This window comes from Pedobacter yonginensis, assembly GCF_003173595.1.
In the GTDB taxonomy this organism is placed as follows: Bacteria; Bacteroidota; Bacteroidia; order Sphingobacteriales; family Sphingobacteriaceae; genus Pedobacter; species Pedobacter yonginense.
Map to the genome: position 1 here is coordinate 1,069,528 of NZ_QGNZ01000001.1, position 24,155 is coordinate 1,093,682.

General features: G+C 36.5%; 29 protein-coding genes. 15 read left to right on the forward strand and 14 right to left on the reverse strand.

Going from position 1 to position 24,155, the window contains the following annotated elements; all coding sequences use genetic code 11:
- A complete protein-coding gene (locus DHW03_RS04695) occupies positions 1-786 on the forward strand; it encodes a murein L,D-transpeptidase catalytic domain family protein (RefSeq protein ID WP_109924555.1) in 786 nt (261 codons plus the stop codon).
- On the opposite strand, the gene DHW03_RS04700 is transcribed toward DHW03_RS04695, so the two are convergent.
- Positions 783-1,226 carry a hypothetical protein gene (locus tag DHW03_RS04700; protein WP_109924556.1) on the reverse strand — a complete coding sequence of 148 codons (444 nt, stop codon included), beginning with the start codon at positions 1,224-1,226 and terminating at the stop codon, positions 783-785. The two genes, DHW03_RS04695 and DHW03_RS04700, sit on opposite strands and share 4 nt — an antisense overlap.
- A gap of 167 nt (positions 1,227-1,393) precedes the next feature.
- Between DHW03_RS04700 and DHW03_RS04705 the strand changes: the two genes are divergently transcribed.
- Positions 1,394-3,244 (forward strand): DNA topoisomerase 3, encoded by a 1,851-nt coding sequence (locus tag DHW03_RS04705; protein WP_109924557.1) that lies wholly within the window; start codon positions 1,394-1,396, stop codon positions 3,242-3,244.
- On the opposite strand, the gene DHW03_RS04710 is transcribed toward DHW03_RS04705, so the two are convergent.
- The 5 genes from DHW03_RS04710 to DHW03_RS04730 form a co-directional block, all read right to left on the reverse strand.
- Entirely contained in the window at positions 3,241-3,621 is a 381-nt protein-coding gene (locus tag DHW03_RS04710; protein WP_109924558.1) for a response regulator, read from the reverse strand. The genes DHW03_RS04705 and DHW03_RS04710 overlap by 4 nt on opposite strands.
- Before the next feature lie 91 nt (positions 3,622-3,712).
- Positions 3,713-5,626: an AAA domain-containing protein gene (locus DHW03_RS04715; protein ID WP_109924559.1), complete on the reverse strand. Its 1,914-nt coding sequence runs from the start codon at positions 5,624-5,626 to the stop codon at positions 3,713-3,715.
- A gap of 69 nt (positions 5,627-5,695) precedes the next feature.
- On the reverse strand, positions 5,696-6,079 hold the full coding sequence (locus DHW03_RS04720) for a DUF3037 domain-containing protein (RefSeq protein WP_109924560.1): 384 nt from the start codon (positions 6,077-6,079) through the stop codon (positions 5,696-5,698).
- Complete coding sequence (locus tag DHW03_RS04725; RefSeq protein ID WP_109924561.1) at positions 6,057-6,854, reverse strand: HipA family kinase; 798 nt, start codon at positions 6,852-6,854, stop codon at positions 6,057-6,059. The genes DHW03_RS04720 and DHW03_RS04725 overlap by 23 nt, the downstream gene beginning before the upstream one ends.
- Positions 6,855-6,956: 102 nt before the next feature.
- Positions 6,957-7,145, reverse strand: coding sequence for a hypothetical protein (locus tag DHW03_RS04730; protein WP_109924562.1), 189 nt, complete (start codon positions 7,143-7,145; stop codon positions 6,957-6,959).
- Between the two features lie 110 nt (positions 7,146-7,255).
- Here DHW03_RS04730 and DHW03_RS04735 point away from each other — a divergent pair, with 110 nt between their 5' ends.
- Genes DHW03_RS04735 through DHW03_RS04745 form a run of 3 tightly spaced genes read left to right on the forward strand, consistent with a single transcriptional unit; the run spans position 7,256 to position 8,604 of the window.
- Entirely contained in the window at positions 7,256-7,639 is a 384-nt protein-coding gene (locus DHW03_RS04735) for a hypothetical protein (protein ID WP_109924563.1), read from the forward strand.
- 22 nt (positions 7,640-7,661) lie between these two features.
- Positions 7,662-7,865, forward strand: coding sequence for a KTSC domain-containing protein (locus DHW03_RS04740; protein ID WP_109924564.1), 204 nt, complete (start codon positions 7,662-7,664; stop codon positions 7,863-7,865).
- A gap of 1 nt (position 7,866) precedes the next feature.
- Positions 7,867-8,604 (forward strand): DNA-formamidopyrimidine glycosylase family protein, encoded by a 738-nt coding sequence (locus tag DHW03_RS04745; protein ID WP_109924565.1) that lies wholly within the window; start codon positions 7,867-7,869, stop codon positions 8,602-8,604.
- Positions 8,605-8,804: 200 nt separating this feature from the next.
- Here DHW03_RS04745 and idi read toward each other — a convergent pair whose 3' ends face one another.
- The 3 genes from idi to DHW03_RS04760 are packed head-to-tail and all read right to left on the reverse strand — an operon-like array spanning position 8,805 to position 11,071.
- Positions 8,805-9,329 (reverse strand): isopentenyl-diphosphate Delta-isomerase, encoded by a 525-nt coding sequence (idi, locus tag DHW03_RS04750; RefSeq protein WP_109924566.1) that lies wholly within the window; start codon positions 9,327-9,329, stop codon positions 8,805-8,807.
- A 16-nt stretch (positions 9,330-9,345) separates the two neighbouring features.
- On the reverse strand, positions 9,346-10,182 hold the full coding sequence (locus DHW03_RS04755) for a phytoene/squalene synthase family protein (protein WP_109924567.1): 837 nt from the start codon (positions 10,180-10,182) through the stop codon (positions 9,346-9,348).
- Positions 10,166-11,071 carry a MerR family transcriptional regulator gene (locus DHW03_RS04760; protein WP_109924568.1) on the reverse strand — a complete coding sequence of 302 codons (906 nt, stop codon included), beginning with the start codon at positions 11,069-11,071 and terminating at the stop codon, positions 10,166-10,168. The genes DHW03_RS04755 and DHW03_RS04760 overlap by 17 nt, the downstream gene beginning before the upstream one ends.
- A gap of 446 nt (positions 11,072-11,517) precedes the next feature.
- Here DHW03_RS04760 and DHW03_RS04765 point away from each other — a divergent pair, with 446 nt between their 5' ends.
- Positions 11,518-12,258: a LytR/AlgR family response regulator transcription factor gene (locus DHW03_RS04765; protein WP_109924569.1), complete on the forward strand. Its 741-nt coding sequence runs from the start codon at positions 11,518-11,520 to the stop codon at positions 12,256-12,258.
- Positions 12,259-12,280: 22 nt separating this feature from the next.
- On the opposite strand, the gene DHW03_RS19255 is transcribed toward DHW03_RS04765, so the two are convergent.
- The gene (locus DHW03_RS19255; RefSeq protein ID WP_165825358.1) at positions 12,281-12,424 is read right to left on the reverse strand and encodes a hypothetical protein; all 144 of its coding nucleotides are present in this window, start codon (positions 12,422-12,424) and stop codon (positions 12,281-12,283) included.
- Positions 12,425-12,508: 84 nt separating this feature from the next.
- On the opposite strand from DHW03_RS19255, the gene DHW03_RS04770 reads away from it, so the two are divergent.
- The 7 genes from DHW03_RS04770 to DHW03_RS04800 all read left to right on the forward strand — a co-directional run bounded on the left by DHW03_RS04770 (position 12,509) and on the right by DHW03_RS04800 (position 18,039).
- Positions 12,509-13,576, forward strand: a complete 1,068-nt coding sequence (locus tag DHW03_RS04770; protein ID WP_165825359.1) for a sensor histidine kinase — start codon at positions 12,509-12,511, stop codon at positions 13,574-13,576.
- 151 nt (positions 13,577-13,727) lie between these two features.
- The gene (locus DHW03_RS04775; protein WP_109924571.1) at positions 13,728-14,489 is read left to right on the forward strand and encodes a LytR/AlgR family response regulator transcription factor; all 762 of its coding nucleotides are present in this window, start codon (positions 13,728-13,730) and stop codon (positions 14,487-14,489) included.
- A 126-nt stretch (positions 14,490-14,615) separates the two neighbouring features.
- Positions 14,616-14,978, forward strand: a complete 363-nt coding sequence (locus DHW03_RS04780) for a response regulator (protein ID WP_109924572.1) — start codon at positions 14,616-14,618, stop codon at positions 14,976-14,978.
- A gap of 5 nt (positions 14,979-14,983) precedes the next feature.
- A complete protein-coding gene (locus tag DHW03_RS04785) occupies positions 14,984-15,613 on the forward strand; it encodes a hypothetical protein (RefSeq protein ID WP_109924573.1) in 630 nt (209 codons plus the stop codon).
- Between the two features lie 185 nt (positions 15,614-15,798).
- Positions 15,799-17,172 (forward strand): exonuclease domain-containing protein, encoded by a 1,374-nt coding sequence (locus tag DHW03_RS04790; protein ID WP_109924574.1) that lies wholly within the window; start codon positions 15,799-15,801, stop codon positions 17,170-17,172.
- A gap of 18 nt (positions 17,173-17,190) precedes the next feature.
- A complete protein-coding gene (locus DHW03_RS04795) occupies positions 17,191-17,526 on the forward strand; it encodes an MmcQ/YjbR family DNA-binding protein (RefSeq protein WP_109924575.1) in 336 nt (111 codons plus the stop codon).
- 96 nt (positions 17,527-17,622) lie between these two features.
- Entirely contained in the window at positions 17,623-18,039 is a 417-nt protein-coding gene (locus tag DHW03_RS04800) for a VOC family protein (RefSeq protein ID WP_109924576.1), read from the forward strand.
- Between the two features lie 144 nt (positions 18,040-18,183).
- Here DHW03_RS04800 and DHW03_RS04805 read toward each other — a convergent pair whose 3' ends face one another.
- Complete coding sequence (locus tag DHW03_RS04805) at positions 18,184-19,263, reverse strand: L-dopachrome tautomerase-related protein (protein ID WP_109924577.1); 1,080 nt, start codon at positions 19,261-19,263, stop codon at positions 18,184-18,186.
- A 142-nt stretch (positions 19,264-19,405) separates the two neighbouring features.
- On the opposite strand from DHW03_RS04805, the gene DHW03_RS04810 reads away from it, so the two are divergent.
- A complete protein-coding gene (locus DHW03_RS04810) occupies positions 19,406-19,702 on the forward strand; it encodes a winged helix-turn-helix transcriptional regulator (protein WP_205940960.1) in 297 nt (98 codons plus the stop codon).
- A 274-nt stretch (positions 19,703-19,976) separates the two neighbouring features.
- Here the strand turns inward: DHW03_RS04810 and bioA are convergent, their stop codons facing one another.
- Genes bioA through DHW03_RS04825 form a run of 3 tightly spaced genes read right to left on the reverse strand, consistent with a single transcriptional unit; the run spans position 19,977 to position 22,709 of the window.
- Entirely contained in the window at positions 19,977-21,275 is a 1,299-nt protein-coding gene (bioA, locus tag DHW03_RS04815; protein WP_109924579.1) for an adenosylmethionine--8-amino-7-oxononanoate transaminase, read from the reverse strand.
- 5 nt (positions 21,276-21,280) lie between these two features.
- Entirely contained in the window at positions 21,281-21,736 is a 456-nt protein-coding gene (locus DHW03_RS04820; protein WP_109924580.1) for an NUDIX domain-containing protein, read from the reverse strand.
- Entirely contained in the window at positions 21,723-22,709 is a 987-nt protein-coding gene (locus tag DHW03_RS04825) for a cation diffusion facilitator family transporter (RefSeq protein ID WP_109924581.1), read from the reverse strand. The genes DHW03_RS04820 and DHW03_RS04825 overlap by 14 nt, the downstream gene beginning before the upstream one ends.
- A gap of 112 nt (positions 22,710-22,821) precedes the next feature.
- Between DHW03_RS04825 and DHW03_RS04830 the strand changes: the two genes are divergently transcribed.
- Entirely contained in the window at positions 22,822-24,018 is a 1,197-nt protein-coding gene (locus DHW03_RS04830; RefSeq protein ID WP_205940961.1) for a pyridoxal phosphate-dependent aminotransferase, read from the forward strand.
- Positions 24,019-24,155 lie beyond the last annotated feature (137 nt).

The following is a 24,155-nucleotide window of genomic DNA, read 5'->3' on the forward strand; positions in this document are numbered from 1 at the left end:
ATGAAGAGAAACATCTTGGGCATTGCTACGATTATTTTGGTGAGTATCAGCATTGTCGGAACAGGTTGGAAAGCGAAAGAAGCTCCACACACACAAGAACAAACGGTAAAAAATATAGCGCAAGACAGTTTATACAGTCGCTACATTTCAAACTTATATCACACCGCACATTTAGATTCTGCTGGATTAAGCGAAGTCGTTTTCGAAAAGGCTTTAACTGGATTTTACAACTTGAAATATGCTGGTTTGCTGCATTCAAAATCCATTTTAACCATTGCCGATTTCGATCAAGAAAGTTCTAAAAAGCGTCTTTATATTATTGATTTAGATAAAAAAGAACTGCTTTTGAATACTTGGGTAGCACATGGACAAAACAGTGGAGGCGATAAACCAAGCAGTTTTTCCAATAACATCAATTCAAACCAAAGCAGCATCGGCTTCTATTTAACAGGCGAAACTTACTTTGGTAAGCACGGGCGCTCTTTGAAATTAGATGGAATGGATTTGGGTTTTAACAACAACGCCAGAGAAAGGGCTATAGTGGTACATGGTGCAGATTACGTTTGCCAGGAAAGTATCAATCAATTGGGTAGATTGGGCAGAAGTCAGGGTTGCCCTGCGGTAAACTCCAAATTGGCCAATCAAGTCATTAATACCATTTCTGATCGAACGGTGATGTTCATCAACAATTCAGATCAAGCTTATAATTCACAGTTTTTAAACGAGCAATTGGCGGCAAGTATGGTTTTAAACCGAGAAGATGTGTTGGCAGCAAATATGGATTAATGCTGTTTTAACTTGGTTGAATTGAGTTTTTTGGGTAAAAGTTTAACAATCTGTAATTTATATCTCGCTAAATAATCCCACAGCCACCGATTGCTATCAACGCCTTTTTCACCGCAATCTACAATTTCCGCCCTTTTCAAAAGTTTGGTCACTAACCTTTGTATCAAACTAATTTTCACTAAACGATTGAAGATCAATCCAATGTAATCGCAATATACATGGGCAACAATTTCTACAATTAGAGAATCATTGGTTATCATTAATGGCTTTCCAAGATGATTTTCATAATCTTTCTTGATGGTATCTATCAACACATCAAACCTTAAACTCGGCGCTCCATCCAAAAAACGCCACAATTCTGCATTGCCATACACCCGAATAAGTTTAGGTTCTATATCCACCTTAATCGTACACCCTTCTAATTCGTAAAGCTGATTCATATCTATTTTTTAGATTTTAATAAATCGATTTTGTTACTAAAAGCTACCCTGCGAACACAAAAATGCAGAAAAGGTTTCTAAGCCAATAGGTTATGTTGTGAGTAAAAAATTAGGTTGTACACAAATAATTTTAATCATCTTTGGGGTTTAGAAAACCATTTCAATTCATGAAGATTGTAATTGCAGAAAAGCCCTCTGTTGGTCGTGAACTTGCTAAAGTTTTTGGAGCGACTACCAGAAAAGATGGATACATTGAAGGTAAAGGATATTCCTTTACTTGGGCTTTTGGGCATCTCTTACAATTGGCACCACCGCAAGATTATGGTTTTATTGGCTGGCGAAAACAGCATTTACCTATGCTGCCTCAAAAATTTAAGCTCGCCATTCGGAAAATAAAAACCAAAGATGGTTTTGTTGAAGACCCTGCCGTTAGAAAACAGCTGGACACCATCAAAAAATTGTTTGATGAAGCATCTGAAATTATTGTCGCAACGGATGCTGGACGCGAGGGCGAACTGATTTTTAGATACATTTATTATTATTTGAAATGCAAAAAGCCATTTAAACGCTTGTGGATTTCATCGCAAACGGATGAAGCCATTAAAGATGGTTTTAGAAATTTAAAACCTGGCACAGATTACGATACCCTTTTCAATTCCGCACACTGCCGATCAGAATCTGATTGGCTGGTGGGTATGAACGCTACCCAAGCCCTTAGTATTTCGGCAGGGAATAGAACTGTTCTTTCCCTAGGAAGGGTCCAAACGCCTACCCTTGCCATGATTTGTGCTCGTTTTTTGGAAATAAAAAATTTTGTACCACAAACGTACTATCAAATTAGCATTCAACTGATTAAAGACGAGCAAACCTTTAAAGCCGTTTCCATTAGCAATTATAAGGATAAAGCAGAGGCCGAAAAACTTTTTGGATTAATTGAAGATGTACCATCAGGCTTTGCAAACGGCGGAAATATAACGGCTGTAGAAGCAAAGCCAAGGAAAGAACCGCCACCTTTATTGCACGATTTAAGCAGCTTGCAACAAGAAGCCAATAAAAAGAAAGGATTTACAGCCGATCAAACCCTCAACATTTTACAAAATTTGTACGAAAGCAAATTGGTTTCCTATCCGCGTACAGGAAGCCGCTACATTGGCGATGATGTTTTCGCTGGCGTACCCGATTTGATTTCAAAATTTACCGATCATCCCGATTTTGGAAAACAAGCTCAGTTTTTACAAACGGCAAAACTGAATAAACGCAGTGTCAACGCGAAGAAAGTAACCGATCACCATGCCGTTCTACCCACAGGGGAAGCTGCCTATGGCCTAAGCAGTGATAAACAGGCCGTTTATGACATGGTTGTTGGACGAATGATTGAAGCTTTTCATCAGGAATGTTTAAAGGAAATTACAAAGATTACGATACAATCTGGCCTAACTTTTATTGCCAATGGAACGGTAATCCGCTCTGCGGGATGGCGCGCTGTTTTTAACGAAACAGAAGATGATAAAAAAGATGAAGACAATGCAGCCTTACCAAAAGTTGCGGTTGGTGAACAACTGCCAATAACAGAAAAGTCTTTACTAGAAAAGCAAACCAAGCCAAAACCCATGTACAACGAAGCCTCTTTGTTAAAGGCATTAGAAACTTCGGGCAAGGAAATTGAAGATGAAGAACTTCGTTATGCCATGAAAGACAGTGGATTGGGTACCCCGGCAACGCGTGCCTCAATTATAGAAACGCTCATTACCAGAGAATACATTACCAGAGAGAAACGCAATCTGGTGCCAACAACAAAGGGATTAGCCGTTTACGAGGTTGTAAAAGACAAACAAATTGCCCAAGCTGAACTTACAGGCCAGTGGGAAAAAAGACTAGAAGAAATTAGGTCAGGTGCTTCAGTTAAAGATTTTAAAGCCGAAATTATCGAATATACCAAAACAATCACCCAAGAACTATTAGTTGCCGGCGCATCAATTTCTGGCAAACTCGAAGATCAAAAATTACAAAAAGTTTAGCTCGCAAACAGCTGATCAACAAGTTCAGTGGTGGAAGCATTCATATTTTCGTCCTTTTGAATAAAACCAACAGCACCAGCCTCGTAGTAACTGTGGGCGAACAAAGCTTTGTCGTTTGAAGAAAACATGCACACTTTTAAATCGGGCTGCATGGCATGGATTTCTTGCACGGTCTTGGGGCTGCTATCGCCATCCGGCATGTTGATATCTAAGATCAATAGGTCAAAAGTTTCACCTTTTAGTAATTCAAAGGTTTCGGATAGACTGGATGTTTGTTTGATTTCTGGCGAAATGAGCAATTTGGTAAAAAAGCCCCTCATTACAATTCGCATCAACTCGCTATCATCAGCAATTAAAATTTTCAGATTTGTAGTCATTTGAGAGATTTTGATATAGGACGATTTTTTTCAAATTTAACAAAATTAATGATTTCAACAGTATTCCAAAAAGTGATAAAGATCATTTTTTTTATAATTCCACAAATTCCCATGCACTGTGATATCCACCTAAATTTTCTGCATATTGAATAAAATTGGCATAAAATGCTGATTTCGATAAGGTTGAGCCATCTCCAACAACTACAAGTTTTTTCTTGGCCCTAGTCATGGCAACATTCATTCTTCTAGTATCCGCCAGAAAACCAATTGAGCCCTCAGGATTGCTCCGTGTTAAACTGATGTAAACCACATCGCGCTCCTGCCCTTGAAAACTATCTATCGTATTTACCGAAATATAAGCCTGATAAGGAAATAGCTTTTCTTCCTCCTTTACCAAACGCTGTAAAATTTGAATTTGTTGCTTGTATGGTGAAATGATTGCAAATGTTGGAAAGCTATTCGTTAGTTTTTTTTGTGCTAAATCTTCCACAAGCTTAACTAAGTGTTTAATCAAGAAATTGGCTTCATCTGGATTGGTTGTACTCGTTCCATCCAATTTCTCATCAAAACTACATCCCGCCGTATCAATAAAGCTTAATGCCTCATCTTCTGCAAAAAGTAAATGATGGGCAACCGAATCATGTGCGCTCAATTGATCCTCATAAAATACCTGCGATGAGTATTTCATAATTTTTTCATTCATTCTATACTGCTCATTAAGCAATACCACAGCTTCTGGATGGAGGTGCACAGATTTCTCCAGCAAAGTTTTGCTTAGCCCATTTCTGGCGGCTTCGTTTGATTTTATAGTAGGTGATAATTGAAAATGATCACCTGCCAATACCACCTTTTGTGCTTTCAAAATAGGAATCCAACAGGCAGGTTCTAAAGCCTGGCCAGCCTCGTCGATGATAATGGTATTGTAAGTAAGGTTTCTTACCGTGTAATGATTTGCACCAACTAAAGTAGCAGTGATAATTTGTGCCTTGTTGAACAAATTATCCATAATGTATTGCTCCAACTGTTCTACTTCCTTGCCAATCTTATGTGCCTCATTAAAAAGGGCTTTGCGCTGATCTCTTTCCGCTTTACCGAAACTACGCTTATACTTATGAGCCATATTTTTATACTCATTGGCCTGCTTTTTTAAGGTTTTGATGTTCTTCATTTCGGCATGGTCTGCCATTTTATGATCAAGCGTAGCGGCCATTAAATGTTCAGAAACCCGAGCTGGATTTCCAACCCGAATAACGTTTAAACCTTCTTTTGCAAGCTTTTCGGTCAATAAGTCAACCGCTGTATTGCTGGGTGCAACCACCAAAATCTTTTGGTCGCTGTGCTTTACCAACGATTTAATGGCCTGTACAAGAGTGGTAGTTTTACCCGTTCCAGGCGGACCATGAACAATCGCTAAATGATCTGCGGAAACAATTTTATTTACCGCAAGTTGCTGCGATGCATTCAGGGCATTTGGGAGGATAAACTTTTCTTCCGATTGAAAAGATGGTTTATCCCCCTTGGTTAATATTTTGATGAGCTTATTTTCTGATGGTTGATCGGCGAGGTTGGTTGCTTGTTTCAGCGCCAATTGCATTTCATCATAACTGTTGTTATCAAATAGCAAATCAACGCCAAGCTTACCATCTCTTGCCCAGTCGGGCATTTCATCTATCCGAAGGCTAATCTTCATTTTATGGCCACCTACATGTGTAATCACGCCGTCTATACGATCAACCTTAGCATCGTGGTTAGAAAATAAAACAGCTGATGATCCAAATCTAAATTGATGTGAAAATTCGTGATGTGTGGTGCGCTCCAATTCAACGGTTAAATAATCGCCACGACCAATTTCAGTATTTCTGATTGCAATTGGGTACCAAGTTAAACCCAACGCACGCCTATCCGCAGCAGAAGTATTTTCGGTAAGTTTTAAATATGATTGTAAATCTTCTTCGCGTTCTACGTGAAGTAAGTCTTGAAGATTTTTGAAATATTCTTTAGGCAATTGAAATCAGTATAAAAGGGTTAAAAATGAGTAAAGCTAACCTTTAGGTAGCCAAGAAAATGAAAAAAATCACAAAACCAAAGCCTCATGTAGTTTCATCAAGGTTTCATTTGGATCATCACAGAAACCAGGATGAACTTTTGAACATTGTAAAACCGTACTTCTGGTTGCGGTAAGCCATCTGAAGCGGGATGGCTGATCGTATTTGCCTATTGGCCCAGAACCCTCTAATCCATTACTAATTTTCTCAAAAGCTTTCAGATTAGCGGTTATTTCATCCAAATCAATATCCTTTGAGAATGCAAGTAATTTGCTTTCATCTAAATAGAAAATGCTTTGGAGATATTTCTTTTTAGCGCAAAATAAAATAATACCCACGTTAAGAAATTCTTCGCGTTCTACCCTAGGCATCACCCGAATTACAGCATACTCAAATAAGAATTTCTCTTGCATGCTGTGCTTCCTTTAAAAATATATCAGAATGTGCCAATCGCGTTTCTAAAAAATACGCATAAGCATCACGATGTTCTTCTTTGCTTTCGAAATTTGTTTCCTCTTCAAGCCACACATCTGGAATCAAATCAACAACAGCACGAATGTTTTCGGTATTCAAAATGGCTTTAAACTCCCTATCAACCAATTCCAATTCGGATGCCCAAGGCAGCAGAACATGATCTTTGACTAAAACAAAGGGTTTTTCTGCTTGCACTTTCCAATTTTGCCAAGAATGGTGAAAGTATAAGGCAGCACCATGATCGATTAACCACAACTCTTTATGCCATAGCAACATATTTGTATTTCGGCATGTTCGGTCCATATTGGTTAAAAAACAATCTAACCACACAATTTGGGATGCCAATTTCGAAGCCACCACAGTAACAGTGGGATCGAATGTAATTGCGCCAGAAAGGTAATGCAAGGCCAAATTTAAACCCACACTAGCCTTTAATAAATCCTGAATTTCTTCATCAGGTTCAGTTCTGCCGAAAGCTTCATCTAAGTGAGCAAAAACCAATTCAGGCACTTTGAAACCTAAAATTCTGGCAATTTCGCCACCAATCAACTCAGCAATTAACGCTCTAGGCCCCTGCCCCGCTCCACGAAATTTTAAAACGTATAAAAAACCATCGTCGGCTTCGGCAATTGCGGGCATAGAGCCACCCTCTCGCAAAGGAGTAACATAGCGGGTAACATTAACCGTTCGTAAACTTAATTCGAAATTATTCATAAAGGTGAGCGGATGGATTTAAGAAAAAACCTCCAACATGCTGCAAATTTAAAAAGAAATACCTGAATAATCGGATCAAAGAATTTTGAATGAGCACTGATGTTAGTCGTGTCCCAGATAGGCAATTCCAGCAGGGGTTATGGCTGATGCCCATTGTATGGAATCGCGATTTATGGTGATTAAACCCATCGTTTCAAGTTCTTCATACGCATCATCCATTCCGCCTAAAACCGAAGAACTTACTTGTTGATTGATGACCTCAAGTAGAGATCTAATTTCTGTTCTTTCCATAATAGTTTATTGGTAAACATAAATGTAAACAAAATGTTTATGGCTTAAGCAAAACATTATTTACAAATTGAGGTTGTCTAAACAATCCCTCTTAACATTTTTTCATCCTCATGGAATCACACATTTACAACCTATTTATTCTCGCACTTCCTGTGGCCTGCATCGCATGGACGGTTACCAAGGAAGAAATTTTTAGAGAAGCAAGAGAATTTTGCGTGGGTAAATCAAAAGACTGCAATAAACTCATTAAGCGCAAGTTCTTTTATGTTTTTACCTGCGAATACTGTTTTAGTCATTATGTTACTCTAATCATCCTGCTGATTACTAAATATACACTACTTTATGATGATTGGAGAGGCTACATCGTTGCGGGCTTTTCAATCGTATGGATGGCAAATGTTTACATGAGTTTGTACAACATCATCCGTATCGACTTAAAGAAAGAAAAAATACGGGTGGCCAAAGAAGAATCAGAGTTAAAGAACGAATCCTGAGCATTACATCACTTTAGCAAATATGCCATCATCCGTAATTAGTCATTTCAGTTATGATGCAACTTCCAAATCATTAACCATAACCTTTGTTACCGGAATGGTTTATCAGTATAAAAATGTACCGTTAAAAACCTTTGAAATGCTCAAGTCTTCCGTATCGAAAGGGAGATATTTCAACCATTTCATTAAAAAGAATTTCAAATTTAAAAAAGTAAAAACCGCTTAACATGCCAGAGGGACCATCCATTGTAATTTTAAAAGAACTGATCGATGATCTTCCTCTGCATAAGCCTGAAATTATTGAGGTTTCTGGAAATGTAAAAACCATTGCTAAAGACAGACTTCTGCACCAAAAAGTGCAGGAATTTAGAACTTTAGGTAAGCATTTTTTAATTTGTTTTAATGATTTTACCATTCAAATCCACTTGATGCTTTTTGGCACCTACCTCATTAATGACACCAAGAAAACACCCTTAAAACTCGGCTTAACTTTTAAAAAAGATCAAATTAACTTCTACACCTGCAAAGTTGATTTATTGGAAGGCAATGCCAAGGATTTATATGATTGGTCGATAGATATTATGTCTGATCAATGGGATGATAAACAGGCCATCAAAACCTTGAAAGAAAATCCAGAATCCCACATTTGCGATATACTTTTAGATCAACACATTTTTGCAGGTGTAGGCAACATCATCAAAAATGAAGCACTATACCGTGCAAAAATTCATCCTCTAAGTAAAATTAAAGATTTACCCCTTGCAAAAATCAAATTGCTCATCAAAGCGGTTGTCGCCTACAGTTTCGATTTTCTAAAGTGGAGAAAGGAAGGAACTTTAATCAAACACTGGGAAGTATATAATCAGAAAACCTGTCCAAAAGGGCATCCCATAGAAAAGAAAGAATTAGGGAAAACCCACAGACAAACCTACTACTGTTCAAATTGTCAGAAAAAATATAGTTAAACATCTATTTTAATGATAGTCAAACAATTAAATAAAGAAAAGTGAAAAGTTTTAATCAGCCTTCAAGTTTTTTATCATACTATTATAATATAAACGTAACAGAATTGTTAATCACTAGCCGAGTATGGAAAAAAGCCTATATTTGTCCTCGAGAGCGTTAATTTAGATACGGGTATATGGCTTAGGCTGTATGCCCGTTTTTATTTTGAGTCCATTTCGGTACGAAGAATCACCTTGTCTAAACAGATTTTAAGCCAAGGTGTGTACATTTCAGGATGAGAATCAATATCTAATTTTAAAGAAGCTAGATTGACATACCGATAGCTTTCTACCTCATCCTTATTAATTACAGGAAGATCATCAGATATACCAAAGAATACATGATCGAATTCATGCTCAATCAAGCCACTTTCAAAATGTGCTTTATAGATAAAGTTGAATCCATATTCTAAATTGCAACGCATCCCCATTTCTTCGAAAAGTCTGCGATTTGCGGCATCCATATTACTTTCTCCTACGCGTTGGTGACTACAGCAGGTATTTGTCCACAAACCACCAGAGTGGTACTTATCTAATGCACGTTGTTGAAGAAGCAATTCATTATTAAAATTGAAGATGAAAATAGAAAAAGCTCTGTGAAGCTCGCCCTTAACATGAGCCTCCATTTTTTCCATATGCCCAATGGGCAGATCATTTTGATCAACTAATATAACTTGTTCGGTCATTGAGCGGAATTAGTCCTTAAATCACGTTGAGTTTATGGCGAATAACAGAATCAAACATTAAACCAATTTTGTGGTGGTTCGGGATTCGGATTCTCTCTGTCATTATCCGTTCTGCGCTTAAGCCTTTAATTTTGTTAAACAGCTTTTTGTAGTAAACATAAGCTAAGTAAACGCCATTTCTTGAGTGTAATGGTAACATTTTTATGCCAACAAGTGCATCGTTAAATTCGGCTTCAATTTCCTCCTCAATTTGTTTCTTTTGGTTATCACAGAATACCGCTAAATCTACATTCGGGAAGTAACTTCTTTTCAATGCCTGATGATCGGCCTTTACATCCCTTAAAAAATTAACTTTTTGAAAAGCTGAACCCAGCTTCATTGCGTAAGGTTTTAAACGTTGATATTCCTGCTCATCCCCTTTTGTAAAAACCTTTAAACACATTAAACCCACCACCTCTGCCGAACCCAGCACGTACGCATCATACAGCGCTGGTGTGTAAACCTGCTCACTCAAATCCATTTCCATGCTTCTCAAAAAAAGCGTAATCAACTCATGGTCAATTTGATATTGGTTAATTATCTTTTGAAAAGCATTTAATACAGGGTTTAAGCTTATGCCCATTTCTATCGCCTCAAAAGTATCTTCCTTAAATTTTTGCAATAAATATTTTTTATCGAATTGATGGAAACTATCAACAATTTCATCGGCTAGGCGAACGAAACCATAAATTGAATATATGGGTTGTCTAATCTCCTTGCCTAAAAAATAAATGCCAAGCGAAAAGCTTGTGCTGTACCTTTTCGTGGTGAGCTTACTGCATTCTGCGGATAATTGATCAAACAGTTCTTTCATGGGGTAAATGGGTTGGGATGGCATTTTCAAAATCGTTTAAACTTTTTATCCAATTGATGTGATCTGATTTTCTAATTTTTTCAAAGATATTTACATTACCAGCCAAATGAATTGGGGTTGATGGAAATATTGCTTCCAGTTGGTCGATATAATGCTGAGCATAACTAATCTGCCTAGCTTTAACCATAAACAGCAACACATGATCTATTTTATGTGTCGCTAAAACCTTCTCGAGCGAGCTTAAAGGAACCTTACTCCCTAAAAAAATCACCTTTTGATTGACCGATCGAAGAAAATAATTGGCATAAAGAAGGCCAATATCATGGTCTTCATCCTCTGGAAGAAAAAGCAACCAAGTATTGTTATCTTCTTCAACTATTGGAATTTGATCTATGGCAGAGAAAAGTTTCTGCCTGATAATGTTGGTTAAAAAATGTTCATGGGCCGGACAAATATCGTCTTTTAACCACATAAAACCCAATCTTACCAAAATCGGGTACATAATTTTTTTATAAGTGTTGGATATACCATTTATGCTGATGGCCTGATCCAGTAAACTGCAAAATGATTTTTCGTCAAAATCGATCCCAAACTTTATTAACTGCGTAATGTAATATTCCGATTGTAGATCTAATGAATCTTGATGGTATTCTTTATCCAGAAGACGCTTAACATCAGCTTCAGAAAGTTTACAAATTTTGGAAATTTTTAAACCAGACTGATTTAAACTTACAATATTTAAAAGTTTAACCAGCTGTTTATCATCATAAAACCGCGTATTGCCCTCAGACCGCATTGGAGTAAGCGCATTATACCTTTGCTCCCATATCCTTATGGTATGAGATTGAATGCCCGAAAGCTGTTCAAGATCCGCAATGGTATAAGTCATTTATTTTGTTTAAACATTAAGAATCATTATTTAAACAAAACTACATTTAAAAAGTTTCTTTTTTCAATTAAAGTTAAACAATATTTAGCCGTTAAAAGCCAACACGCAAAATCGAGAAAACACAATTTTCCCAATTTACAATACTTGGCATTCGGCTTTGCAATTTTTCGCTTTTAACATTTTTTCGACTGAGCGCATGTTGTATTATAATTTGGCATGTTGTAATAGACGAGGTAGCAGGAAATCCTTTTAAAACATTCAGAAAGGATTTTAATTGGTTCAAAATGAATTGATTAGAAAATAATAGGCAAATACATTTATAAATTTTATATGAGCAGCACGATATCCTTTACGAACGTAATAAAAACCCTTACAAACGCAATTTATTTCTTAATTTGAGATTCAAGCCTTAATTTGCCGATAAAATTATCCTACTCAATCGAAAAATGAAATTAAAATGTATTGTAATCGACGATGACATTCACGCGATTAATGGCATAAAGTCTTACATCAACACATTATCAAACATTCAACTTACGCATGCTTATACCGACCCTTTAGAGGCGCTTACTGAAATTTCCGCAGGTAACGATGTAGATATTGTGTTTATGGATGTAGATATGCCCATGATTTCTGGAATCGAACTTTCAAAAGCCATACGTCATAAAACCAGCAAATTGATATTCACTACATCGCATTCCAAATATGCTTATGAGGCATTTGAGATGCATGCAAGTGCATATTTACTAAAGCCATACACTTTTGCTCGCTTTGCCGAAACCATAAACCGATTGTTCCCCCTAACGCCAACTCTGCCCACTATAAACATTCAGCAAGAAGACGACTACTTTTTCGTTAGGAACAAAAATGATCGAAATAACCTCATCAAGGTGCGTTACCGCGACATTGTAGCTGTAGAGAGTTTGCAAAATTATGTTCGGATTTACACGGTGGAAGAAACCATCGTGACTTACATTGCACTTTCAGAAATTAAAGTGATTTTAAAGGAATTTTCAAACTTTGCGCAAGCGCATCGTTCTTTCATCATCGCCAAAAATTATATCGAAAAAGTAGAAGGCAACATGCTAAAAATGGTTAACGGCCTAACGGTAAATATTGGCAACAATTATAGAGATGAAATACAGGCATACATCAAAGAAAAAACAATAAGAACAGGCAGATCATAGAGCTGCCTGTTCTTATAAAATTTTAACGTTTTTGAATAAAGGTCATGTTTCCTCCAGATACGGATGTTGAAATTGGATCGGTTGGATCGGTTGAATAATTAAAGGTTAAGCCGTTTCTTTTAAAAACGAAAACTGTTTTTTTGGTGATTTTTTGTAGCTTTTTCATAGTGGTTTTTTCTATGAAAATAGCCTGATAATCAACCAGATAAAAAATCCTTACACATACAATATGGTATCCTACACGGACAATATGAACGCCGATACGAAAGGTTTTTTGGGCTTTATCAAGAAGAAAAGAATCCACATCATAACATGGACTTTCTTCATCATCTATGAAGCAATTATAGCGGGCTTACTAAGTGGTAGGTTTGGTACATTGCGCAACTATGTAATACACTATGCGCTCAACATTACTTTATTTTACGTTCATGCCCATTATGTTTTAACTTTTAGTCTTAAAGATGCCAAACAAGTATATTGGAGGCTTCCCCTTTTCTTGATAACCGAGATTGGAATTTATTTTTTTGCGATTTATGGGATCGAATTTTTATCCATTAAATATGGTGGCTATGTGAGCATTAAGAAATTCGAGCTTAGCGTATCTTATTTTATAGGTCCGCTGTACAGATGGACATTTTTTACAGGCTTTGCAACCGGCTATTACTTTTTAATCAACTTTTTTAAAGAACGAAAAAAAACAGCAAAGCTCGAACAACAACGCTTAAACAACATTATTCAAATTGCAAAATCAGAAAATGCCTTTTTGAGGGCCCAGATTCAGCCTCACTTTTTGTTTAACACTTTGGATTTCATTTATCACAATGCCAGAGAAGCCTCACCCATCGCCGCAGAAACCATTCTATCGCTGTCAGAAATGATGCGGTATGCCGTTGATAGTAACCAAGAGGGAGAATTTATTTTACTAGGCGATGAAATTGATCAGGTAGAAAATTTAATTAATCTGCATCAGCTTCGGCAAAACCATTCGCTCCAAATTAGATTCGATTACGATGACGAAGTGAGGGCCTTGAAAATTATCCCTCTGGTTTTGATTACGCTCGTGGAGAATATTTTTAAACATGGCAACCTAAATGATATGAACCACCCTGCCGAAATTTATATTGACCAAAATGATGGCAATTTAACTATAGAAACCTCAAACCTGGCCAATTTAAAACCCAATGCAAGCGGTTTAAATTCTGGGATGGAGAACATTAGAAAGCGTTTAGCCTATTCTTACCATAATTTAGCTTCGTTTGATTACTATACCGATGATAATCAATATTTTAGGGCGAAATTGGTTATTATTAAAGTTTAAATTTAAATCGGATCAAACAAATATTGTTTTTTAACTTAAATACACGGAAATTGGTTTTTCCGTTACCAACTAACTGCAATACTTTATGAAATCTCGATTTTTCGATATTTGATTTTGAAATTGTAAATTTGATAAACCAAAACTAAATTAAATGTCAATAAGTTGCATCGCTATCGATGATGACCCGCATTCTCTTGAAAGCTTAAAAGCCTATATGAACAAGTTGCCTGATTTACAACTTGTTCAAAGCTTTACCGAGCCACTTAAAGCCCTTGCAGAAATTTCTGTATCAAATCCTGTTGATATTATTTTTATGGATGTAGAAATGCCTGCCATATCTGGAATTGAATTGGCTACGTTGCTCAGAAAAAAAACCAAACACCTCATTTTTACAACCGCACATGCCCGTTATGCAATAGACGCTTTTAAAGTTGATGCAGATGCGTATCTGTTGAAACCGTATTCTATTCTTCATTTTGCAAAGACCATAAATAACCTTTATCCTACCGGGAAAAAAACATTTTTACCTTTTTCAATATTTGAAGATCATTTTTTCTACATTCCGCTCCAGAACGCTGAAGGCGATTTGGTAAGAATTGATTTAAATGAGTTAATCGCTATAGAAGAAATGAAAGAAGAAATATATTTTAGAACGATTAAAGATTCGTACCTAAGCTCTAAAGTAAGCTTCGTAAAGATGATCAAAATGTTAAAAAAACATCCGGCATTTATCCAGATCAGTCAAACGGCAATTGTATCTAAGCAACACATAAAAAGTGTGTTGGGCAATCAGGTGGTATTATCAGGGGGTGTATCTTATACATTAACCAATCCTTATAAAGACATATTCACAAATTTCATCAAAAATAACCTGCTTAAAAACAAATCGAAGGCCATTAACAAAGAAGATTAGCTAGGCCAAACGTCAAAAATACCCCTCAATATCAATGAGATAATCAATTCTAGTAACAAAATAAAACATTATCCAATTCAATTTGTATTAGGAGTGTTTATTTGATTAACTAATTGATTATCTCCATTGAAAAGAATATTGGTCGTAGATGATGACCCAGATATATTAGAAGTTTTCCAACTCGCCTTAGAGTCTGAGAATTACCGTGTTTATCCTTTATTATCGCCCAGATATATCTTTAAAACTGTTCGAGAGTTCAATCCAGATTTAATCATACTGGACATTATGCTTAATGGCATGGATGGCAGAGCTGTGTTTAAAGAATTAAGATCGAACCCAGCAACCGAAACCATTCCAGTAATAATGGCATCTGCCAGGTATGATGAAGATTATATTGTATCTCAACAACATCATCCAGATGATTATCTAGAAAAACCATTTGATATTGCAGAAATGCTGCAAAAAGTAAACCTGTTAACCGAAAATTGATCAATATGAAATTAAAACTACTAGGTGGAATGATGTTGTTAGCTATAGCAATAACCACAAATGTTAAAGCACAAACTGGAAGACCAGATAAATTGTATTCCATGAGTGGAATTGGTTTTGCCTTTCCCATGGGAGAAACATCCGACTATTTGAAACCAAAATTCTCAACCAGTTTGGGCATAAATTTAGGTTTAGGAGATGGTGGATTGTTTTTATATCCAAAAGTTAGCTTACATGCTTTTACCTTTAATCAGATTACCCCAGATGCTGGTTATACCTACACATTGCAAAATGGTCGCGCAACTACATACCTTTTAAATGTTGCCTTAGGTTACAGAAAAATTGTAGATAAATGGGCATTTTATGGTTTCGCTGGCGGCGGCGGTGGATTTATTTTAACCCCCCAAGCAGGTGTAAATTCGGCAACATTGCAAGTAAATATGGACAACAAAACCAACTCTATGGGCATTATAGAAGCTGGTGGTGGTATCGAATACAACATAGGTGGCGCAAATTTATTTGTTGAAGCCAGTTATATGTATGGTACTGGTAAAATCCAAAACAGGGTGTTCAATACTGTGCCCATCTCTATCGGTATAAAACCAAATTTGAGTAAACTTTTAAGTAAGCTTTAATTAAAACGAAATATCAATATACAAGCGATTGCATTTATTATGCAGTCGCTTTTTTTATGCTCAAAAAATTTCTGAGTGCATATTTTGGCAAAACCCTGTTTACACCCACAAATTGTAAAAAAGCCTGAAACAGATTTTTATTACTAAATATTTTAGTATAGCTTTGTATTATAATCGAGCTTTAGATGTTATATGCAATTGTAGATATAGAAACAACAGGTGGTCATGCTTCAGCAAATGGCATTACTGAAGTCGCCATTAACATCCATGATGGCAATCAAGTTGTTGATTCCTACACTACGCTCATTAATCCTAAGCGAGAAGTTCCAATTTACATTACCGCATTAACAGGTATCGATAATGAGATGCTTGCAAATGCGCCAACTTTTGAAGAAGTAGCGCCAAGAATTTATGAGCTACTGTATGATAAGGTTTTTGTTGCGCACAATGTAAATTTCGACTATTCCTTTCTGAAACACCACCTTTCTTATGCGGGGTACGATTTGCAAACCAAAAAACTTTGTACGGTAAGGCTAAGCAGGAAATTAATTCCGGGCAAGGTTTCCTATAGCTTAGGTAAACTTTGCAGTGCGCTAAATATTCCAATTCAAAACCGACACCGTGCAGGTGGAGATGCAGATGCCACCAGCATTCTTTTCAATCTTCTTTTAGAAGCAGATCAAGAAGGGGTTATTGCAGAAATGCTGAAAAAAACATCCAAAGAACAGGTATTGCCGCCCCATTTGGATAAAAAAGCGATTCTGAATCTTCCCAATCAACCTGGTGTATATTATTTTAAGGATAATAAAGGCAAAATTATTTATGTAGGAAAGGCCAAAGACCTGAAAAAGAGAGTAACCAGTCATTTCACGGGCAATAAGCCAAATAGGCAACGTCAAGATTTTCTGCGAACCATTTATAACGTTGATTATGTAATTTGCGGGACTGAGTTAATGGCGCTCATTTTAGAAGCAAACGAAATAAAACGTTTATGGCCCGAGAATAATCGAGCAATGAAGCGCTACGAGCATAAATATGACCTGTATGTTTTTGAAGATCAGAATGGCTACCTCCGTTTAGCAATTGATAAGCATAAGAAAAATAATAAGGCCTTACAAAGCTTTAATAACTTATTAGATGGCTATAATTTTCTGAATCAACTGGTTAATCAATACCAACTTTGTGCTAAACTTTGTTATTTACAAAAAACGGCTACAAAATGTACCGCTCATGAAAATGGCCAATGTTTTGGCGCATGCAGCGGAATTGAAACCGTTGCCATTTACAACAAAAGATTAAATAATGCCTTGCAAGAGCTTCAAAATATGCAGCCCAGCTTCGCATTGGTTGATGAGGGTAGAAAAGATGAAGAGTTTAGCTGCCTCGTGGTAGAAAAAGGAAAGTTTTATGGTATGGGCTATTTTACCGATAAAAACTATTTGGCTGATGGACTAGCGCCAATTAAAGAAAATCTGTCAACTTATCAATCCAACAGCTATATTCTCAATTTAATTTTAAACCATGCAGAACAACATCCGCAAAAATTATTTAAATTGTAATTTAAGCCAGATAAAGTAATGAATGCCGAAACGTTTACAACACTAGCACAATCATTTAACGAAACCATAGAGCAGCCTCATTTCGAGAAAACTTCATTTAGGGTAAATAAAAAGATTTTTGCTACGTTAGATGTAGAAAAGCTAAAAGTAGGCTTGAAACTTTCTCCAATAGATCAGTCTGTATTTTGTGATTTTAAGCCTGAGTACATCTTTCCCGCTACAGACGCTTGGGGGAAACAAGGCTGGACGATTTTTGACATTAAACATCTACAAGATGAGATGATACAAGACGCCCTTACCTTATCCTATTGTAATGTTGCACCTAAAAAGCTTGCAGAGCTTTATAAAATTTAGCTAATCTGTCTCAAAACACCCCCTAAAATTTCGCTATTGGCTCGCTCAAATACTGAGTTACTCACCTATCTTTACACACAACAAAATATAAACGTTATGACAAAATCACTTTGGATCAATCTTCCTGTTAAGGATGTGAATAAATCAAAAGAATTTTTTACTCAATTGGGTTTCAAACTCAACCTTAAATTCGGAAGTCGCGAAGATTCTGCCTGTTTTATGGTTGGAGATGACAATTTTATCGTTATGTTATTCGAAGAACCTCTATTTGAGGGTTTTATTGCGACTAAAATTTCAGATCCAAAATTAGGCACTGAAGTGCTTTTTTCTATCGATGCAGAAAGTGTTGAAGAAGTAAATGAAATGGCAAAAAAGGCAGTTGATGCAGGGGGCGCACTATATGCAGAACCCGGCTTTAAAGATGGTTGGATGTATGGTTGTGGTTTTGTTGATTTAGATGGCCACCGCTGGAACATTCTTTATATGGATACTACAAAAATGCCGCTTGGCTAATCGATAGACCGTGATTTTTGGTTGGTGCATCGCCAACCAATTTCTAACCCCATTACCTATCGGCCGATTGGAATACTCGACCGATAGGTGTAATTTTAATAAACAAGTATCTTATTGGTGCCTATTGTACAAAATCATTCACAATCAGTTTATTTTCATTTTGTATATAAAATATGGTGGTTTTCCTAAATCCGTCGTGCCAGTAAAAGCTGGTGTTTTATCAAGTTGATTAACAGCCATATAGATATATCCGCCTTGCAAGCTCACGTTATCTAACCAAAGTAATCTAGCATCCCTAATTACGGGTTCTAGTTTTTTTGTTTTAGCATTCCATTTATCTATGCCTTTATCACACAAATTTGTGTAGTAATGATTACCATTACTATCCGTTGCAACACCATCTGAAATAGGCTTGCTTCCCACTTTCTTTATCGTTGATGAAATTTCATCATCTTTCTTGTTTTCTCTTATTGCTCTTGCTGAAATGCTGTACCATGTCTTTCCATTCATTGCGCCATAAAACAGTGTTTCTTTATCTGCCGAAATCGTAATTGGATTTACACCTACTCGTGCCGGCTTACCTCCAAAATTGATCACCTTTGAATCAATAATCATATCAATATCTTCGCTTAAAAAAGAAGGATGTTGTTTTAAACGTTTTACCTCCTTTTTGCTGATATTAACCACCAGAATTCCCGGATTGGCAATATCTGCGAGATAAATAAAGCCATTTTTTATGTCAACAGCCAAATCTTGAATAAATGATCCCTTTGGAGCTACTTCTTCAGGAAAGGTTAAAGAAAAAATATTTTCTTTACTTTTTGCATTAAAGCCAAACAGTCTTGTTTGTCCGAAATTCAAACCCATATCAATTACCCATACATTACCATTTTCATCAGTATTAATGCCCAAAGGCGTATCAAAAGAATGCGCTGTGGCCATCTTTCCGGCCTCTCTCTGCCAACTTGAGTTTGGAAATGGTTCAATTTTGTTTTCACCTTTGATAAGGGCTAACTGTACGGACGGATTTCCTAAAGGATGAAGCGTTGCAAAAATAACACCTTGATTATTAACGGCAACGTTTCCGGGACGAATGTTCATTTTTGAAACTACTACCAATTGCTTGGTTGCATCACTTTTTACTTGGGCATATACCTCTACTTTGAAGTTTACAACAAAGAAAGCAACGAATACCAACAGTGGAAATAAATTATTTTTTTTCATTTCTTTAAAGAGTTTTTTAACTATATTTTTTATAGCTACAAACCTAATTATAGTTGCTTATATTTGCAATAACTGTTAAAATTGATAGTAATAGATGTATTGTATAGATAATAAAGAATTTCCTTGCAGCACAAGCCTGACAATGAAATACATAGGTGGAAAATGGAAAGCTGTAATCCTTATTCATTTAATTGAAAAAAAACGTTACAATGAACTTCGTAAGGAGCTTTCAATGGTTACTGAACGAACAATTAGTTTACAATTAAAAGAATTAGAAGCTGACGGGCTTATAAAGCGCACCGTTTATACCTCAAAGCCACCGTTAAGGGTTGAATATGAGCTAACAAAATTTGGAGCAACATTAATACCACTACTAACCGAGATGGCAAAATGGGGTAAAGAGACTGCTAAAAATAACACAAAAATCATAAAAAAATGAGTCGTAATTGTTATTCTTCTCTGTGCGGTATAACACTTTCTTGTCGTTAACTTTCTGTTGATGAGCCATAGAACATCGTTAATCTCTTAAATTTATTACAGGTTTTTTGCTCGTTTTAAGGGATGTTTTTGTTACAGCGAACTCAATTATTAAGTTAACCTGAATTCAGTTTAAGTTTTAAGGAAAAAAGATAAAAGTTAATTAAAATTCATTAAGATGGAAAATGAGTTCGGATGAAAGATGGATATTAAAATTTAATTTCCTACCGCTGCTATCAAATTTCCTCTAAAGCCGATTTGATAGCACCGTAAACATAGTCCAAGTCCTCGTTACTGATGATGTAGGGCGGTAAAATATAAATGATGTTTCCTAAAGGTCTTAAAATTATTCCCTTATCTAAAAAATAAGCATAAAGTAAATTCCGAAGATTGCTTAAATACGAAGTTTCGTTACCTGTCTCCCACTCTATTGCGATAATGGTTCCGGTTTGGCGGATGGCTTTTACTTTAACATGGTTTTTTATTTCTTGTAAAAAGACAGCGTGTTTGGCTTCTATTCTCTTAATATTTTCCAGCGTGGTACTTTCTAAAAGAATATCCAAACTCGCTAATGAGGCGACACAAGAAATCGGATTTGCAGTAAAAGAATGACCATGATACAGGGTTTTCAATTTATCATCACTTAAAAAAGCATTGTAAATTTCATTTGTACAGGTAGTTACGCCTAGGGGCATGGTTCCACCGGTTAAACCTTTACTCAAGCAAAAAATATCGGGCTTATGCGTTAATTTTTCGCAGGCAAAATAGGTACCTGTACGGCCGAAGCCTGTCATTACCTCATCTGCAATGGTCAGAATATTATTCTGTTTGCAAGTGGCTACCAATTCATCCAGATATTGGGCCTCATACATCAACATACCACCCGAACCTAAAATTAAAGGTTCGAAAATAAAGCAGGCTACTTCTGCTTTAAGGTTTGCTATCTGTGCTTTCAGTGTTTCGATATTATCTGCATTCGGCAAATCAATAAACGCTACATCAAACAACAAACTATTAAAAGCATCGGTAAAAATACTTCGCCCACTAACAGACATTGCCCCAAAGGTATCGCCATGGTAGGCGTTTTTAAACGCCAGAATTTTATTCTTGGGTTGTTGTTTGTTATCCCAATATTGCAAGCACATTTTTAGTGCTACTTCAACCGCAGTTGATCCATTATCGGTATAAAACACCTTATCTTGCTGCCCAGGAAGAAGTGGCAATAATCGTTCAGCCAATAAAACCGCTGGTTCATGGGTAAAGCCGGCAAAAATTACGTGTTCTAAAACGGTGAGCTGTTCAGCTACTTTTTTAGCGATGTGGGGGTGTGTGTGGCCGTGAATATTTACCCACCAAGAAGAAACCGCATCAATATATCTTTTCCCATGCTCATCAAATACATATACCCCTTCTCCCCTTACAATAGGGATATGCGGCAAGGCATTTTTCATTTGGGTGTAAGGGTGCCAGATTACCTTTTGATCTCTTTCTGTTAAATTAAGTTGAGCGTTTTCGGGTTGTAAAGAATCGGACATGAAATTTATATTGAAGAATCTGCAAATTGTTTTTTTAAAAGTTCGGCAACGGTTTTATCGGTTCGAAAGGTAATTTCATCAATTGATAAATTATTAATTTTTACCCAACGGAAAGCTTGAAGCAATTCGCCATCGCCATCAAAATCGTATATTTTTGTTTTAAAAGCAAGTTTCAAAGGCGCCTTTTCTTTTACGAGATAGTAAATACTAATCAACTGGCTATCGTTGAATGATGATTTTTCAAAAAAATCGGTGGTGTAAAAATGAGCGAGCACCTCAATTTCTGCTTGGCATTCTTCTACGAACTCGCGTTTTAAGCCATCAATAAGCCCTTCGCCAAGCTCTAAGCCACCACCTGGAAACTTACTAAACCTGATGCCGTATTCCTGCTCATCACTTACCAAAACCTCATTGTTGTGGTTAATGAGCAAACCATATACCCGAACGTTAAAGTAACTCACGATCAAAATGCTTTTTATTTTTTATCACGATTTCTGGCGTCCATACAATTTCATCTTTAAATGCCTCTTTTCTAACAGGGCATTCACTCATATGGCAATAGTGGCAACACTCTGGCAAACATGGGTCGGCATGTATAAAAAGCTCAGCCTTTCGGAAACCATTTTTATTAATGAGCTCATCAATTTGAGAAATCTCGCGATGAACTTTATTTAAATCGAAATAATAGGGCAAAGTTACGTGGCAGTCGATGTGAAATTCTGGGCCATACTGCTGTGTACGCAGGTTATGAACATCAATCCAAGGATTATGTCTGTTTTTTTGTAGTACATCCACCACCTCTTCAACCAAAGTAAAATCGCTTTCATCCATAAGGCCTCCAACAGAGCCACGTGTAAGCTTGTATCCGGAGTAAACAATGTAAAAGCCAACCAGAACGGATAATAAACTGTCCATCCAGATAATGCCTGTAATTTGAATGAGAATTAGCCCAACAACAATAGCTACACTTGTATAGGTATCTGTTAATAAGTGCTTTCCATCGGCCTTTAGGGTAACGGAGTGATGTTTGTTCCCTACGTTAATAAGATACAAACCTACAACCATATTGATTAAGCCAGTGATGCCAATAATAAGCGTACCTTCTAATAAATTGCCAACCTGATGCGGATAAACTAAATTGTAAGAAGATTTAAAAATGATAATTACCCCTGCAATCAAAATCAAAATTCCCTCAACAAATGCAGAGAAAAATTCTACTTTACCATGCCCGTATGGATGATTTTCATCACGCGGTCGAGTACTCAAATAAATGCTGTAAAATGCGAAACTGCCGGCTATAACGTTTACAATACTTTCTGCGGCATCGGTTAAAATGGCGTTAGATTCTGTTATGAAATAGGCCACAAATTTGGCCAGCATCAAAACCACACTCACCACCAACGAAATTACAATTGCTTTCTTCTTAACCGTCACGAGGATTTTTTTTCAAAAATACGGTTATCAAATAAATTAATTGACAAAAACTCCGTCTTTTTTAGTGCAGAATAATATTTGGTTTATATATTTGCGCTCAAAGTAATTAACCATGAGCACCTTATCCAAAAGAATTAACAGTTTATCAGAATCTGCAACCCTTAAAATGACCAAACTTGGCCGTGAATTATCTGCCAAAGGCGTAAATGTAATCAGTTTAAGTGTTGGCGAACCCGATTTTAATACGCCTGACCATGTTAAAAATGCAGCTAAAACTGCGTTAGATCAAAATTATACTCGTTACTCGCCAGTACCAGGCTATCCTGATCTTCGTCAGGCCATTGCGAACAAACTAAAAACAGAAAATAACTTAGATTACGATGCATCACAAATTGTAGTTTCTACAGGTGCCAAACAATCTTTGTCAAATGTGATTTTAACCTTAATTGATCCTGACGATGAAGTAATTATTCCAACTCCTTATTGGGTTTCGTATTCAGAAATGGTTACGCTAGCCGAAGGAAAATCAGTTTTTATTGATACTGACCTAGAGAGCAACTTCAAAATAACGGCCGAGCAATTAGAGGCTGCCATTACCCCGAAAACAAAGCTGTTTATGTTTTCTTCACCTTGCAACCCAACTGGATCTGTTTATAACAAAGCAGAGCTTGAAGCATTAGCTAAGGTTTTTGAAAAACATCCAAACATTTATATCCTTTCTGATGAGATTTATGAACACATTAACTTTGTGGATAAACATGAATCCATCGCACAATTTGATAGCATCAAAGACCGCGTAATTATTGTAAACGGTTTCTCTAAAGCATTTGCCATGACTGGCTGGCGTTTAGGCTACATTGCGGCTAACAAAGAAATTGCTGCTGCTAACGATAAACTACAAGGTCAAACCACATCTGGAACTTGCTCCATTGCACAGAGAGCAGGTATTGTTGCCTACGAGCAAGGTTTAGAAAGTGTTTTAGAAATGAAAAAAGCTTTCTTACGCAGAAGAGAACTTGTTTATAATTTATTAAATGAAATTCCTGGTGTTAAAACCAATTTACCTGATGGCGCATTTTATTTCTTCCCAGAGATTAATGCCTTCTTCGGTAAAAAAGATGCTGAAGGCAATGTGATTAAAGATTCTTCAGATTTATCACTTTACTTACTAAACGTTGGACACGTGGCTACCGTAGGTGGCGATTCATTCGGAAACAACAACTACATACGCTTATCTTATGCCGCATCAGATGAAAGTTTGGTGGAAGCACTAAAGAGAATTAAAGAAGCTTTAGCAAAATTAAATTAATTACCTAAAGCTGAACCAACAAAACCCCTTGATAAATTAAATTATTGAGGGGTTTTGTTTTTTATCTAGATTAATGTGAACGCTGTTTAAGGCCCAATGGAAAATTCCTATAGCCAATTAACATGATTAATAGGCTT